The sequence below is a fragment of the Plantibacter flavus genome (genome assembly GCF_051487245.1).
GTDB classification, from domain to species: Bacteria; Actinomycetota; Actinomycetes; order Actinomycetales; family Microbacteriaceae; genus Plantibacter; species Plantibacter flavus_B.
Window position 1 is genome coordinate 631432 of sequence record NZ_JAHVDH010000002.1, and the last position, 14105, is coordinate 645536.

Below are 14105 nucleotides of genomic sequence, written 5' to 3' on the forward strand. Positions count from 1 at the left end.
TCCTCGCGGGCTCGGGAATCGTGTCAGCGCTGGCAGTTCGGGCACCAGTACAGCTTGCGGGCGCCCATCTCCTCGAGCACGATGTTCGTCCCGCAGACGCGGCACGGCAGTCCTTCCCGCTTGTAGACCCAGTGGCGGTCAGCGCGGTTCGCCATCGCGAGCCGGTATTCGGCCGGATCGAGGTCGTCCATCGTCATCATCTGACCCGTCTCGACACCGATACCGAGCAGTGTGGTCCAGTCGGCCCAGATCTCGCGGAGCGTCTCGACCGGGACGGTCTTGCCGGTGCGGTGGGGATCGAGGCGCGCACGGAACAGCAGCTCTGCACGGTAGACGTTGCCGATACCGCTGACGATCTGCTGGTCCATGAGCAGCAGCCCGATCGGTGACCCCTTCCTGTGGGCGCGGGTGACGAAGCGCTCACCGGCCTCGGCGCTCGGATCGAGCAGCGGGTCGGGTCCGAGACGGTCGATGACCGCCTGGACGCCCTCAGCATCGATGACCTCGCACGCCGTCGGGCCGCGCAGGTCGGCGACCGTGGTCTCGGTGAGGAGTCGCACCCGAACCTGGCCGACCGGCTCGGGCGGGAAGGTCTCGCCGATCTCCGCGAGCGGACTCGACTGCTCGGACATCCTCACGCGGGCGCGGCGTGGCGCGCCGATGCTGTGCAGCGAGTTCTCGCCGTCGACGTCGAGGATCGGCTCGCCGTCGTCGTCCAGGATCGTCCCGCGCTGGTTCGTCTGCCCCATCCGCCCGTTGGCGGCTGCGATCGTCGGGTCGGAGTGGATCTCGCCCGCGAAGTCCCAGGCCCCGTAGAGGCCGAGGTGCACCCGCAGCCAGAGACCGTGGTCGAACTCGAGGAACATCTGTTTTCCGACGGCCTTCGCGTCGGTGATCGTCCGCCCGTCGAGCACCGCTGCCCCCTCGGCGAACCGCCCCTGGGGCGACGACACCGCGACGGCATGTCCGACGAAATTCTGTCGGAACTGCCGCGCGATGCGATGGACGGAGTGACCCTCGGGCATCAGACGTCGACGTGCTTGCCGGCGATCGTGCCGGTGGCCTCATACTCAGCGAGCTGGGCGATGCGGCGCGCGTGACGCTCCTCGAGGCTGAACGGCTCGGCGATGAACGCGTCGATGAACGACACGGCCTCGTCGATGCTGTGCTGACGGGCACCGATCGAGATGACGTTCGCGTCGTTGTGCTGCCTCGCGAGCTCCGCCGTGCTGAGGTTCCAGACGAGCGCTGCGCGCACACCGGTCACCTTGTTCGCGGCGATCTGCTCGCCGTTGCCCGAACCACCGAAGACGACGCCGAGCGCCTCGACCCCGGCCTGCTGGTCGCGCACGACGGCTTTGGCGGCGTTGATGCAGAACGACGGGTAGTCGTCGAGTGCGTCGTACTCGGCGGGCCCATGGTCCACGACGTCGTGGCCGGCGGTGCGCAGGTGGTCCTGCAGGAACTGGCTGAGCTCGAGCCCAGCGTGGTCGGTGGCGATGTGGATACGCATGCAGAAAGTCTAGGGTTTCCGGGGCCGCCGACGCGTCAGCTGGTCAGTCGAAGATCGGGCCGACGGTACGACTCCGCTTCAGCTCGAAGAAACCGGGATAGGACGCAGCGGCGACGACACCGTCCCACAGGGTGAGCGCCTGCTCGCCCGTCGGAGCCGGCGAGATGACTGGACCGAAGAACGCGACACCGTCGATGGCGATGACCGGCGTACCGACGTCCTGGCCCACGCGCCCGATGCCGTCGAAGTGGCTCTCCCGCATGGGCGCGTCGTACGCGTCGGTCATGGACGCTGCGGCGAGCGCCGCAGGAAGTTCGACGGCCGCGAGGGACTCCGCGATGACGGCGTCAACGTCCTCGGCGCGTGCGTCCGGGTGGATTCGCGTGCCGAGGGCGTCGTAGAGCGGCTTGACGACGGCATCGCCGTGCTCGGTGGCGGCAGCGGCGACGAGGCGGGTGTAACGCAGGGCCCGGGGAAAGAAGGCACGGTACTCGTCGCTGACGTCCTGGTCCTCGTTGAGGACGGCGAGGCTCATGATGTGCCAGTGCACGTCCAACTGCCGCGCCTCGGTGACCTCGTCCACCCAGCGTGACGTCATCCAGGCCCAGGGGCAGGAGGGGTCGAACCAGAAGTCGACGCGGGTGGAGGCCGGTGCGGGAGTCGTCATGCGTTCAGCCTATGCGGCCCGGGCTGTCGGCCACCCCCTGGGTCTAGGCTGGTTGACCGTGCCGCGGTCGTCACGAGCGAACGCGTGCTTCACACATCACGTGTCCATCACCACACCAGGGAGCAGCTGTGCCAGGAGAGAACCTCACCCGAGTCGAAGCCCAGGAGCGCAGGGCGCTCGTCGACACTTCGAGCTACGACGTCGTGCTCGATCTGACGACCGGGGCCGAGACGTTCCGCAGCACGACGACCGTGCGCTTCACGGGGAAGCCGGGAGGGTCGACGTTCATCGACGCGATGACGCGGACGGTCCACTCCGTGACGCTGAACGGTGTCGACCTCGACCCTGCGGTCGTGTCCGACGGGGTGCGGATCCAGCTCGACGGCCTCCAGGCCGAGAACGTGCTCGTCGTCGACGCCGACGCCGAGTACACGAACACCGGCGAGGGGCTGCACCGGTTCGTCGACCCGGTCGACGGCGAGGTCTACCTGTACAGCCAGTTCGAGGTGCCGGACTCCCGTCGGGTGTTCGCGGTCTTCGAGCAGCCCGATCTGAAGGCCGAGTTCTCGTTCACGATCACGGCGCCCTCGGCGTGGCAGGTCGTCAGCAACTCCCCGACTCCCGAACCGATCGCCGCCCATGAGGGTGCCTCCACGTGGGTGTTCCCGCCCACGCAGCGCATCTCCTCGTACATCACGGCGATCGTCGCCGGCCCGTACGACGTGGTCCGCAGCGAACTGACGTCGAGCGACGGCCGCACCATCCCGCTGGGCGTGTTCGCCCGCAAGAGCCTCGCCGAGTACCTGGACGCCGACTACATCTTCGAGAAGACCCGTCAGGGCTTCGCATACTACGAGGAGAAGTTCTCGTACGCGTACCCGTTCGAGAAGTACGACCAGCTCTTCGTCCCGGAGTTCAACGCCGGTGCGATGGAGAACGCCGGTGCGGTGACGTTCACAGAGACGTACGTGTTCCGTTCCAAGGTGACCGACGCCATCAAGGAACGCCGGGTCGTCACGATCCTGCACGAGCTCGCCCACATGTGGTTCGGTGACCTCGTCACGATGAAGTGGTGGAACGACCTCTGGCTGAACGAGTCGTTCGCCGAGTGGGCCTCGACGATCGCCACGGCGGAGGCCACCGAGTGGACGGAGGCGTGGACGACCTTCAACGCGATGGAGAAGACCTGGGCGTACCGCCAGGACCAGCTGCCCTCCACCCACCCGATCGTCGCGACCATCAACGACCTCGAGGACGTCCAGGTCAACTTCGACGGGATCACCTACGCGAAGGGCGGTTCCGTCCTCAAGCAGCTCGCCGCATGGGTGGGCATCGAGGCGTTCTTCGCGGGCGTCGGCAAGTACTTCCGGAAGCACGAGTTCGGCAACACGGTGCTCGACGATCTCCTCGTCGAGCTGGAGGCCACGAGCGGGCGCGATCTGCGTGAATGGTCGAAGCTGTGGCTCGAGACCTCCGGCGTCGGCACGCTCAGCCCGGAGTTCACGGTCGACGCCGACGGTGCGTTCACGGCGTTCGCCGTGCGCCAGACCGTCCCGGCCGACTATGCGACGCTGCGGCCGCACCGCCTCGCGATCGGTCTGTACCGCCTCCAGGAGGGCAAGCTCGTCCGCACCGACCGCGTCGAACTCGATGTCGACGGTGCGCTGACCGAGGTGCCGGAACTCGTCGGCAAGGTCCAGCCAGACCTCGTGCTGCTGAACGACGACGACCTCGCCTACGCGAAGATCCGTCTCGACGAGCGTTCCCTCGCCACGGCGATCGACCACCTCGCGTCGATCGAGAACCCCCTCGCCCGCTCGCTCGTCTGGGGCGCCGCCTGGGACGCGACGCGCGACGCGGAGTCGACGGCCTCGGACTACGTCGACCTCGTCCTCGGCAACATCGCGACCGAGACCGAGTCGACGACGCTGCGCACCACGCTCGGCCAGCTCGGCCTCGCGGCCCGCAACTACGTCGCACCGAAGCGTCGCCTCGCGACGATCGAGCGCGTCGGGGATGCCCTGTGGGCGCTCGCCGAAGGCGCAGAGGCCGGAACCGACGCACAGTTCCAGTTCGTGAAGTTCTTCGCAGCCCTCGCTTCGACGCCGGCCCAGGGTGAGCACCTGCGTGCCCTCCGCGACGGCACCGTGACGCTGCCCGGACTGGAGATCGACACCGACCTCCGCTGGGAGCTCCTCGAAGGCCTCGTGCTGCTCGGCCTCGCGGACGGCTCGGACATCGATGCGGCGCTCGCCGCGGACAACACGGCCAATGGTGCGCAGGCCGCCGCGCGTGCGCGAGCGACGATCCCGACCTCCGAAGCCAAGCGGGCGGCCTTCGACTCGGTCGTCGAACACGACGACCAGCCGAACGCCATCGTCCGGAACGTCGGTCTCGGATTCGGCCACGTCGTCGACGCGTCGGTGCTCGAGCCGCTCGTCGAGCCGTACTTCGCCGCACTGAACTCGGTGTGGGAATCCCGCAGCTACAAGATCGCCGAGTACATCGTCGAGGGGCTCTACCCCGCGGCACTCGCATCGGTCGCGCTGCGCGACCGCACGCAGGCGTGGCTCGACGAGAACCCGGAGGTCCCCGCGCTCCGTCGCATGCTGGTCGAGGGCCTCGCGGGGGTCGACCGCGCCCTGGCTGCACAGGCGAAGGACGCCGAGTAGTACCCGAGGACGAGCACGTTCCTCCGAGAACCCCTCCACGGCACGATCTGCCGCGGAGGGGTTCTCCGTATCCTGGTGGGATGAGCCCCCATCAGTCGACCGTCGGCATCGACCGCGACGCGACGGAGGCCTCACTCAAGCTGCCGCGGCCTCCCGGAGTCGTCCGCCGCTGGTGGACGCGCCACCCCTGGACGGCCGATGCGCTGATCGCTGCGGCTTACCTCGTGGTCGCCCTGTCGGTGAGCACCGTGCAGTGGTTCGATGCCGATCTCGTCGCGCGTCCGTCCCGGGTCGCACTCGCGGTGATCGTGGTGGGCGTCTCCACGATCGCGGTCCTCTTCCGCCGCCGCCGTCCGCTCCTGATGACCTCGATCGTCATCGCGATCGGTCTCGTCTCGATCGCGTTGCCCGCTGGCGTCGATGCGTTCGCGATCCCGCTCCTGCTCTACTCGGTCGCGGTGTACCGGAGCGTCGTGCTCGGGTGGCGCGCCTTCGCCGCCTCAGCCGTCGTCTCGGTACTCGCCTCCTTCCTGCCCTGGGCCGCGCAGCCGTTGCCGGGCGAACCGGTGCAGTCCATCATCACGGTCGTCCTCGTCGCGCTCTTCGGACTCCTGATCGGCATCAACGTCGGCAATCGCAAACGGTACGTCGAAGCGCTCGTCGACCGTGCCTCCCAACTCGCCAGGGAACGCGACCAGCAGGCGCAACTCGCCGCGGTCGCCGAACGCACCCGGATCGCGCGAGAGATGCACGACATCGTCTCCCACAGCCTCACGGTCATCGTCGCGCTCTCCGAAGGCGCTCTCGCCACGAAGGACGTGACGGCTTCCCGGGCGGCAATGACCGCGGTGACCGACGCTGCTCGCACCTCCCTCGTCGACATGCGGAGAATGCTCGGAGTGCTCCGAGAGACGGGGAGCGCACCGCTCGCGCCGCAACCGGACGCCGCCTCGATTCCGGCGCTGGTCGAGACCTTCCGCGGGCTGGGCCTGCCCGTCGCCCTCACCGTGTCCGGGCCGCAGACCGACGATCCGTCAGTGCTGCTCGCCGTGCACCGCATCGTCCAGGAGTCGCTCACCAACGCATTGCGATACTCGCAACGTCCGAGCAGGGTGGACGTCGTCCTCAGCGCGCACCCCGACCACCTCGAACTCATCATCGAGAACGACGGCTCCATTCCGGACGCTCCATCGCTCGGTGCCGGGCAGGGGCTTCTCGGACTGCGCGAGCGCGTCGCCTTCCAGGGAGGCGAGGTCACCGCGGGACCGGTCGGCGATCGCCTCTGGCGTGTGCAGGCGACCCTCCCCCTGAACCCGAGCCCGGCGATCCGGTCCACCACCAGCGAACGACCCCGAGGAACCACCCCATGACCGAACCCATCCGTATCCTCCTCGTCGACGACCAGCAGCTCATCCGGCTCGGCTTCGGGCTCGTCCTCGGCGCCGAGGACGGGCTCGAGGTCATCGGCGAGGCGTCGAACGGCGCCGAGGCCATCTCGTTGGCAGAACAGTTGCGTCCGGACGTCATCCTCATGGACGTCCGGATGCCCGGGCTCGACGGCATCGAGGCGACACGGCGGATCGTCGACGCCCACCCGAACAGCCGCATCATCATCCTCACGACGTTCGATCTCGACGAGTACGCCTTCGGTGCGCTGCGGGCAGGCGCGAGCGGTTTCCTCCTGAAGGACGCCCTGCCGAGCGAACTGACCACCGCGATCCGCGCTGTGCACGCCGGAGACGCCGCCGTCTCGACGCGGGTGACGAAACGGATGCTCGAACTCTTCGCCGACGCGCTGCCCTTCCCGGCCGGCGCCGAACCCGCGATGTCGTCATCCGAGCTGTCCGAGCTGACCCCGCGAGAGCACGACATCCTCGTCGCGATGGCCGAGGGGCTCAGCAATGCCGAGATCGCCGCGCACTTCGTCCTCTCGGAGTCGACCGTGAAGACGCACGTCGGGCGGGTGCTGTTGAAGCTGCAGCTGCGCGACCGCGTGCAAGCGGTGATCTTCGCCTACAAGCACGGACTCGTCCAGCCGTGAAACCAGCGTTCAGGGGGCAGTCAGCTCGCACTCGGCGCGCTCACATCGCGCTCTCCAGTGCCCTGGTTACACTGAATCGGATATGAACCTCGACACATTCTGGGCCGACGCCATGAAGTTCCTCTGGGACGCCGGGTGGTCGATCGTGGGCGTCATCGCGATCATCGTCGGCGCCTTCTTCGCCGCGTGGATCCTGCGCTTCGTCATCCGTCGCGTCGTCGCGCAGATCGTCAGCGGCGTGAAGAAGAACGCCAACGTGACGGACACGCAGTCGCTGCTCGCTTCTCCGCTTGCAGCCGTCCGCCTCGTGCAGCGGACACGCACGCTGGGGACGGTGCTGAGCAACATCGTCAACGTCACGATCGTCATCATCGCGGCGATCATGATCGTGAACCTGCTCGCCCCCACGATCATCGGCTCGCTCGCCATTCTCACAGCGGCCATCGGTGCCGGTCTCGGTTTCGGCGCGCAGAACATCGTCAAGGACATCCTCAACGGCCTGTTCATGGTCGTCGAGGATCAGCTCGGTGTCGGCGACGTCGTCGACCTCGGTCCAGCGACCGGCGTCGTCGAGACCGTCGGCATCCGAATCACCCAGGTCCGCGACGTCAACGGAACCCTGTGGTTCGTCCGCAACGGTGAGATCCTCCGCGTCGGCAACATGTCCCAGGGCTGGTCGCGAGTCATCATCGACCTCGCGATCCCGTACGACGCCGACGTCGAGGCCGTGCAGGAGCGCATGCTCGACACTGCGAACGCCCTCGCCCACGATCCCAAGTGGCGCTCGCGCGTCCTCGAGAAGCCCGAGATGTGGGGGCTCGAGTCGATCTCGGGCGAAGCACTCGTCATCCGCCTCGTCATCAAGACGCGGACGAGCGCGAAGGACGACGTCGCCCGCGAACTGCGCAGCCGTCTGAAGCGCGCCATCGACGAGATGGGCGTCCAGCTCCCCTCGCTCAACAGCATCGTGCTCACGGGCTTCGAGGGCGCCGCAAGCGTCACCGGCTCGCGTCCCCCGCGTACCCACCCCACCACGGTCGTCCCGCCCAAGGCGCCGAAGACCAAGCGACCCCCGAAAGCGACTCCGTGAGCGATCCTCAGGCACCAGGCACGTCCTTCTACGAACAGGTCGGAGGACACGACACCTTCAAGGCACTCGTCGACGAGTTCTACCGGGGCGTCGCCGACGACCCGGTCCTCAAACCGATGTACCCGGAAGAGGATCTCGGCCCGGCCGCGGAACGGCTTCGGCTCTTCCTGGAGCAGTATTGGGGCGGCCCGGGCACCTACAGCGCCGAGCGTGGACACCCGCGTCTGCGGATGCGCCACCAACCGTTCCATGTCAATCCGGACGCCCGAGACCGTTGGCTCCTCCACATGCGGACAGCTGTCGACAGCCTCGACCTCGCTCCGGTGCACGAAGCCACGCTCTGGGACTACCTGGAGCGCGCCGCCCACGCCATGGTGAACACCTTCGACGACGCACCGGGCGCGCCGCGCCGCAGCCTCCTGTAACCCGGAGACTCCCTGGACGTAGGATCAGACCCACGTCCGTGCCGAAGGAGTCACCAGATGTCAGCAGCCGCCCCGCCCCCGTCGTCCGCGAACCAGGCCGATGCGATCGTCATCGGGACCGGGCTCGCCGGACTCGTCGCCACGGCCGAGTTGATCGCCGCGGGGAAGCACGTGATCCTGGTGGAGCAGGAGCCCGAGACGAACCTCGGTGGTCAGGCGCACTGGTCCTTCGGCGGGCTGTTCCTGATCGACTCCCCCGAGCAGCGCCGTCTCGGGGTGCACGACTCTCTCGAACTCGCGACGCAGGACTGGTTCGGTACCGCCGGCTTCGACCGACCGGAGGACCACTGGCCCAGACGCTGGGCGGAGGCGTACCTCGACTTCGCGTCGGGCGAGAAGCGCGCCTGGTTGCACGAGCAGGGCGTCAGGTTCTTCCCTGTGGTCGGGTGGGCTGAACGCGGAGGGTACGGAGCGATCGGCCACGGGAACTCCGTCCCGCGCTTCCACATCACCTGGGGCACCGGCCCCGGAGTCGTCGCACCCTTCGTGCGGCGGGTCAACGAGGGTGTGGCGAACGGCCTGGTGACCGCTCGATTCCGGCACCGCGTCGACGAACTGCTCACTGAAGACGGTGCCGTCGTCGGCGTGCGCGGCTCCGTGCTCGTGCCGTCCGGGGCAGGCAGGGGTGAACCCACCTCCCGCGAGGTGGTCGGCGAGTTCTCGTTCCACGCTCCGACCGTCCTCGTCGCGAGCGGCGGCATCGGCGGCAACCACGACCTCGTCCGGGCGCAGTGGCCCGAGCGGCTGGGAACGCCACCGGCCACGATGCTGTCCGGTGTTCCGGCGCACGTCGACGGCCGCATGCTCGGCATCAGCGAGCGGGCCGGTGGGCATCTGATCAACGGCGACCGGATGTGGCACTACGTCGAGGGCATCACGAACTGGGACCCGATCTGGCCGCAGCACGGTATCCGCATCCTCCCCGGCCCGTCCTCGCTCTGGTTCGACGCGACGGGCAACCGCCTCCCTGTCCCGTTGTTCCCCGGCTTCGACACCCTCGGTACGCTCCGACACCTGCGTTCGACCGGACACGACCACAGCTGGTTCGTGCTCACCCAGCAGATCATCGAGAAGGAGTTCGCGCTGTCCGGGAGCGAACAGAACCCCGACCTCACGGGAAAGGACCTCGGCCTCCTCGCGAAACGGATCGGCCCAGGCGCTCCCGGGCCCGTCGAGGCCTTCAAGGAACACGGTGTGGACTTCGTCGTCGCGGACACGATCACCGAGCTGGTGGCTGGCATGCAGGCACTCACCCCCGACACCCCGATCGACGCCGCCCGAGTGATCGCCGAGGTCGAGGCGAGGGACCGCGAGATCGAGAACCCGTTCACAAAAGACCTGCAGATCACGGCGCTCCGGGGCGCCCGCAACTACCGGGGTGACAAACTCATCCGGGTGGCCGCACCGCACCGCCTCCTGGACCCGAAAGCGGGCCCGCTCATCGCCGTGAAACTCCACGTGCTCACCCGCAAGAGCCTCGGCGGCCTCGAGACCGACCTCGACAGCCGTGTCCTCGGCGCCGACGGCTCACCGGTCCCTGGACTGTACGCGGCCGGTGAAGCGGCCGGCTTCGGTGGCGGCGGCGTGCACGGGTACCGCGCGCTCGAGGGCACCTTCCTCGGCGGCTGCATCTTCAGCGGCCGCACGGCCGGTCGGGCGATGGGAGCCCGGTGAGGTTCAACCGACGGCGTTCGCGAGGACATGTCCGCGACGGGTGCTGAGACGCATCCACCCGCCCGAGCGGAAGATCTCCGCCTGCTCGAGCTCGGCGATGAAGCCCAGCCCGACGGCGGCGAACGCGGCGCCGGTCGGCAGGCCGAACCCGCCGTCGAGTGGCCGTGACCACACCTGCGAACGGACCTTCTGCACGATCTGGTCACCGACCGCCTGTGGGAGGGTCTCGGCGATCTCCGTCGCACCCGTCCGGGCGACGAGTTCGAGTTCGATCGTGTCGATGCCGCCGCTGCGCGCCCACCCACCTCGCGGCGGCGCCTGGCCAACCCACGGGGCGGTCCGCGACGACACCGGGAGTTCGAGGCTCACCGGCCCGGCTGAAGTCTCGTCCAACCCCGGCGACTCGGTGCCGAGGATCCGCACGATCCGGTCGATCATCTCGCGCGGCGTCGCCAGAACGTCGGCGGTGGCCGAACCCACGAGCGCGAAGGTGCGCATGCCGATGATCGTTGGGCTGCGGTCGAGGAGGCCCTGAGGGTGCAGGACCGGCGCCGATACGGCGAGGACGTCACCGGTGGCGAACAGCCTGACACCCGAGTCGTCGAGTCGGGCCGCGCGGGCGAGGAAGGTGCGGAGGTCGCTGAGTGAGGCACGATCGGTGAGCTGCAAGGTGGTGGACATCTCCACTCAATCTACGCCACGTCCGGATGGATAGACTCAGGCCGTGGCACCAGGTCGAACCCCGTCCTGCCCGACCTCGGATGAAAGGCGTGTTCGCGTGAAGGAACCGATCGAATCCCTCCTTGCCGCTCTCGACCTCAGCGCACCGGGCGTCCGCACCGATGAGGACATCTTCACCGGGCCGTCGCAATGGATGCCACACGGTCGGGTGTTCGGAGGGCAGGTGCTCGCGCAGTCGGTCGTCGCGGCGACCCGCACGGTCGATGCCGAACGGGTCATCCACTCCATGCACGGGTACTTCCTCCGCCCAGGCGACGTCGACAAGCCCATCACGTTCGCGGTCGATCGCATCCACGACGGGCGGTCCTTCGCCACGCGCCGCACCCAGGCCTATCAGGACGGTGTTCCCATCCTGTCGATGATCGCCTCGTTCCAAAGCCAAGACGCCGGCCCGGAGCACCAGATCGACATGCCCGACGGACTGCCGGACCCGGAGACACTCCCCTCCGCCGCCGAGCTCCTGAGCGGCATCGACCACCCTGCGGCGCAGGCCTGGGGCACGGGCCGACCGTTCGACCTGCGGCACATCTCGTCGCCCGTGTACCTGCGGGTCGAGGGCGAACGCACCGCGCAGCAGGCGGTCTGGTTGAAGACCATCGGAGCGCTCCCGGACGACCCGTCGCTCCACCGCGCGGCCCTCGCGTACGCGAGCGACTACACGATCCTCGAGCCCGTGCTCCGGCGTCACGGCGTGCCGTGGGCGACCCCGGGCATCAAGATCGCGAGTCTCGACCACGCGATGTGGTGGCACCGTCCGGCCCGCGTCGACGAGTGGCTGCTGTACCTGCAGGACTCCCCCAGCGCCACCGGTGGCCGCGGACTCTCGCTCGGGCGCATCTACACGCGCGAAGGGGTCCTGGTCGCGAGCGTGGCCCAGGAAGGCATGGTGCGGGTGCCGGCTACCGACGCGTGAAGACGATCGGTTCCTCGAGGTACGGTTCCCATGCCGCGCGCTCGACATCGGAGATCCGGCGCGGTCTGAGGGTCGTCGAGTCCACCATGACCACCGTCGTGGAGGCTCGAGCGTAGAGGGTCTGCGCCGTAGCACCGACGGGCGAGTACACCTCGTAGGCGACCTGGAGGCTGGCGCCGCCGATCTTGCCCATCCACAGTTGCACGTCGAGCGGATCGCGCTGGTACGGGATCGGCGCGAGGTACTCGATCTCCTGGTGGGCGACGAGCGTCAGGGTGTCCGCCTCGAGGCTGGCGTCGATCACCGCTGTCGACGGCACCTCCTCGGAGTCGATCGTCGGAATCCAGAACACACGGACGCGCGCCTCCTCGAGCAGCTTGAGCATGGCGGCGTTGTTGACGTGGTTGAACGCATCGAGGTCACCCCAGCGCAACGGGATGGGGACATGGAGCCTGGTCATCTGCGGTCCTTCCGGCTTCGGACGATCGTCCGGGTGGTGAACGGCCGACGGCCCACCGGCTGTTGCCGGTGGGCCGTCGAGGCGACTACTAGTCGCGGGTGAGCTTGCGGTACGCAGAGCGGTGCGGCTTTGCCGCATCGGCGCCGAGCCGCTTGATCTTGTCCTCTTCGTACGACTCGAAGTTGCCCTCGAACCAGTGCCAGTTCGACGGGTTCTCCTCAGTGCCTTCGTAGGCGAGGATGTGCGTCGCGATGCGGTCGAGGAACCACCGGTCGTGGGTGATGACCACGGCGCAACCGGGGAACTCGAGGAGCGCGTTCTCGAGGCTCGAGAGCGTCTCGACGTCGAGGTCGTTGGTCGGCTCGTCGAGCAGGAGGAGGTTTCCGCCCTGCTTGAGTGTCAGCGCGAGGTTCAGACGGTTGCGCTCACCACCGGACAGCACGCCGGCCTTCTTCTGCTGGTCGGGACCCTTGAAGCCGAACGTCGACACGTACGCACGGGACGGGATCTCCTGGTTGCCCACCTGGATGTAGTCGAGTCCTTCCGAAACGACCTCCCAGAGCGTCTTGTTCGGGTCGATACCGCCACGCGACTGGTCGACGTAGGAGAGCTTCACGGTCTCGCCGACCTTGAGCTCACCGGCGTCGAGTGGCTCCATGCCGACGATCGTCTTGAACAGCGTGGTCTTACCCACACCGTTCGGACCGATGATGCCGACGATGCCGTTCCTCGGGAGGCTGAACGAGAGATCGTTGATCAGCACTCGACCGTCGAAGCCCTTCTCGAGCTTCTTCGCCTCGAGCACCGTCGAGCCGAGGCGCGGACCGGCGGGAATCTGGATCTCTTCGAAGTCGAGCTTCCTGGTGCGCTCGGCCTCCGTCGCCATCTCCTCGTAGCGTGCGAGACGCGCCTTGGACTTGGCCTGACGACCCTTCGCGTTACTGCGGACCCACTCGAGTTCGCTCGCGAGACGCTTGGCGAGCTTCGCGTCCTTCTTGCCCTGGACGTTGAGGCGCTCGCCCTTCTTCTCGAGGTAGGTCGAGTAGTTGCCCTCGTAGGGGTACAGGCGGCCGCGGTCGACCTCGCAGATCCACTGGGCGACGTGGTCGAGGAAGTAGCGGTCGTGGGTGACGGCGAGGACGGCACCCGCGTACTGCGCGAGGTGCTGCTCGAGCCACAGGACGCTTTCGGCGTCGAGGTGGTTGGTGGGCTCGTCGAGGAGGAGCAGGTCGGGCTTCTGCAGGAGCAGCTTGCAGAGCGCGACTCGACGCTTCTCACCACCGGAGAGGTGGGCGACGGTCGCATCCGACGGAGGGCAGCGCAGTGCGTCCATCGCCTGCTCGAGCTGGGAGTCGAGGTCCCAGGCGTCCGCGGCGTCGATCGCCTCCTGCAGCACACCCATCTCGGCGAGCAGGGCGTCGAAGTCGGCGTCGGGCTCGGCCATCGCGAGGGAGATCTCGTTGAAGCGGTCGATCTTGCCCTTGATCTCGCCGACGCCCTCCTGGACGTTCTCGAGCACGGTCTTCGTCTCGTCGAGTTCGGGCTCCTGCATGAGGATGCCGACGCTGAAGCCCGGCGTGAGCTTCGCCTCGCCGTTGGAGGGCGTGTCGAGCCCTGCCATGATCTTCAGGATCGTGGACTTACCGGCACCGTTCGGGCCGACGACGCCGATCTTCGCTCCGGGCAGGAACGCCATCGTCACGTCGTCGAGGATGAGCTTGTCGCCGACCGCCTTGCGGGCGCGGACCATCGAGTAAATGTATTCAGCCATGTCGCCGTCCAGTCTACGGGCGCGCCTGGCGTTTGTGCTGCACCCAGGCCTGAGAGCTCACGAGCTCCCGCGGCGCGG

13 protein-coding genes are annotated in these 14105 nt (G+C 68.0%); 7 read left to right on the plus strand and 6 right to left on the minus strand.

Annotation, left to right across the window (positions count from 1 at the left end; all coding sequences use genetic code 11):
* Window positions 1-23: 23 nt before the first annotated feature.
* Genes KXS11_RS06720 through KXS11_RS06730 form a run of 3 tightly spaced genes read right to left on the minus strand, consistent with a single transcriptional unit; the run spans window position 24 to window position 2180 of the window.
* The gene (locus KXS11_RS06720) at window positions 24-1025 is read right to left on the minus strand and encodes an Fpg/Nei family DNA glycosylase (protein WP_437384775.1); all 1002 of its coding nucleotides are present in this window, start codon (window positions 1023-1025) and stop codon (window positions 24-26) included.
* A complete protein-coding gene (locus tag KXS11_RS06725) occupies window positions 1025-1513 on the minus strand; it encodes a ribose-5-phosphate isomerase (protein WP_437384776.1) in 489 nt (162 codons plus the stop codon). Before KXS11_RS06725 ends, KXS11_RS06720 begins: the two co-directional genes overlap by 1 nt.
* Before the next feature lie 43 nt (window positions 1514-1556).
* A complete protein-coding gene (locus KXS11_RS06730; RefSeq protein ID WP_437384777.1) occupies window positions 1557-2180 on the minus strand; it encodes a mycothiol-dependent nitroreductase Rv2466c family protein in 624 nt (207 codons plus the stop codon).
* A 128-nt stretch (window positions 2181-2308) separates the two neighbouring features.
* Between KXS11_RS06730 and pepN the strand changes: the two genes are divergently transcribed.
* The 6 genes from pepN to KXS11_RS06760 all read left to right on the plus strand — a co-directional run bounded on the left by pepN (window position 2309) and on the right by KXS11_RS06760 (window position 10142).
* Window positions 2309-4852 (plus strand): aminopeptidase N, encoded by a 2544-nt coding sequence (pepN, locus tag KXS11_RS06735; protein WP_437384778.1) that lies wholly within the window; start codon window positions 2309-2311, stop codon window positions 4850-4852.
* 80 nt (window positions 4853-4932) lie between these two features.
* Window positions 4933-6222: a sensor histidine kinase gene (locus KXS11_RS06740; RefSeq protein WP_437384779.1), complete on the plus strand. Its 1290-nt coding sequence runs from the start codon at window positions 4933-4935 to the stop codon at window positions 6220-6222.
* Complete coding sequence (locus KXS11_RS06745; protein ID WP_437384780.1) at window positions 6219-6893, plus strand: response regulator; 675 nt, start codon at window positions 6219-6221, stop codon at window positions 6891-6893. Before KXS11_RS06740 ends, KXS11_RS06745 begins: the two co-directional genes overlap by 4 nt.
* An 82-nt stretch (window positions 6894-6975) precedes the next feature.
* Entirely contained in the window at window positions 6976-7983 is a 1008-nt protein-coding gene (locus KXS11_RS06750; protein WP_437384781.1) for a mechanosensitive ion channel family protein, read from the plus strand.
* Entirely contained in the window at window positions 7980-8408 is a 429-nt protein-coding gene (locus tag KXS11_RS06755) for a globin (RefSeq protein WP_437384782.1), read from the plus strand. Before KXS11_RS06750 ends, KXS11_RS06755 begins: the two co-directional genes overlap by 4 nt.
* 57 nt (window positions 8409-8465) lie before the next feature.
* Window positions 8466-10142, plus strand: a complete 1677-nt coding sequence (locus tag KXS11_RS06760) for an FAD-binding dehydrogenase (protein WP_437384783.1) — start codon at window positions 8466-8468, stop codon at window positions 10140-10142.
* 3 nt (window positions 10143-10145) lie between these two features.
* Here KXS11_RS06760 and KXS11_RS06765 read toward each other — a convergent pair whose 3' ends face one another.
* On the minus strand, window positions 10146-10823 hold the full coding sequence (locus tag KXS11_RS06765; RefSeq protein ID WP_437384784.1) for a hypothetical protein: 678 nt from the start codon (window positions 10821-10823) through the stop codon (window positions 10146-10148).
* A gap of 97 nt (window positions 10824-10920) precedes the next feature.
* Here KXS11_RS06765 and KXS11_RS06770 point away from each other — a divergent pair, with 97 nt between their 5' ends.
* A complete protein-coding gene (locus KXS11_RS06770) occupies window positions 10921-11796 on the plus strand; it encodes an acyl-CoA thioesterase (protein WP_437384785.1) in 876 nt (291 codons plus the stop codon).
* Here the strand turns inward: KXS11_RS06770 and KXS11_RS06775 are convergent.
* Together KXS11_RS06775 and ettA are read right to left on the minus strand one after the other, a co-directional pair.
* Complete coding sequence (locus KXS11_RS06775) at window positions 11783-12256, minus strand: acyl-CoA thioesterase (RefSeq protein ID WP_437384786.1); 474 nt, start codon at window positions 12254-12256, stop codon at window positions 11783-11785. The genes KXS11_RS06770 and KXS11_RS06775 overlap by 14 nt on opposite strands.
* Window positions 12257-12344: 88 nt before the next feature.
* Window positions 12345-14027, minus strand: coding sequence for an energy-dependent translational throttle protein EttA (gene ettA, locus KXS11_RS06780; RefSeq protein WP_437384787.1), 1683 nt, complete (start codon window positions 14025-14027; stop codon window positions 12345-12347).
* Window positions 14028-14105 lie beyond the last annotated feature (78 nt).

Coding starts and splice junctions, on each gene's coding strand:
- KXS11_RS06730 (WP_437384777.1), bottom strand. CDS start 2,180: ATGACGACTCCCGCACCGGCCTCCACCCGCGTCGACTTCTGGTTCGAC.
- KXS11_RS06750 (WP_437384781.1), top strand. CDS start 6,976: ATGAACCTCGACACATTCTGGGCCGACGCCATGAAGTTCCTCTGGGAC.
- KXS11_RS06740 (WP_437384779.1), top strand. CDS start 4,933: ATGAGCCCCCATCAGTCGACCGTCGGCATCGACCGCGACGCGACGGAG.
- KXS11_RS06760 (WP_437384783.1), top strand. CDS start 8,466: ATGTCAGCAGCCGCCCCGCCCCCGTCGTCCGCGAACCAGGCCGATGCG.
- KXS11_RS06745 (WP_437384780.1), top strand. CDS start 6,219: ATGACCGAACCCATCCGTATCCTCCTCGTCGACGACCAGCAGCTCATC.
- KXS11_RS06725 (WP_437384776.1), bottom strand. CDS start 1,513: ATGCGTATCCACATCGCCACCGACCACGCTGGGCTCGAGCTCAGCCAG.
- ettA (WP_437384787.1), bottom strand. CDS start 14,027: ATGGCTGAATACATTTACTCGATGGTCCGCGCCCGCAAGGCGGTCGGC.
- KXS11_RS06765 (WP_437384784.1), bottom strand. CDS start 10,823: ATGTCCACCACCTTGCAGCTCACCGATCGTGCCTCACTCAGCGACCTC.
- KXS11_RS06720 (WP_437384775.1), bottom strand. CDS start 1,025: ATGCCCGAGGGTCACTCCGTCCATCGCATCGCGCGGCAGTTCCGACAG.
- KXS11_RS06775 (WP_437384786.1), bottom strand. CDS start 12,256: ATGACCAGGCTCCATGTCCCCATCCCGTTGCGCTGGGGTGACCTCGAT.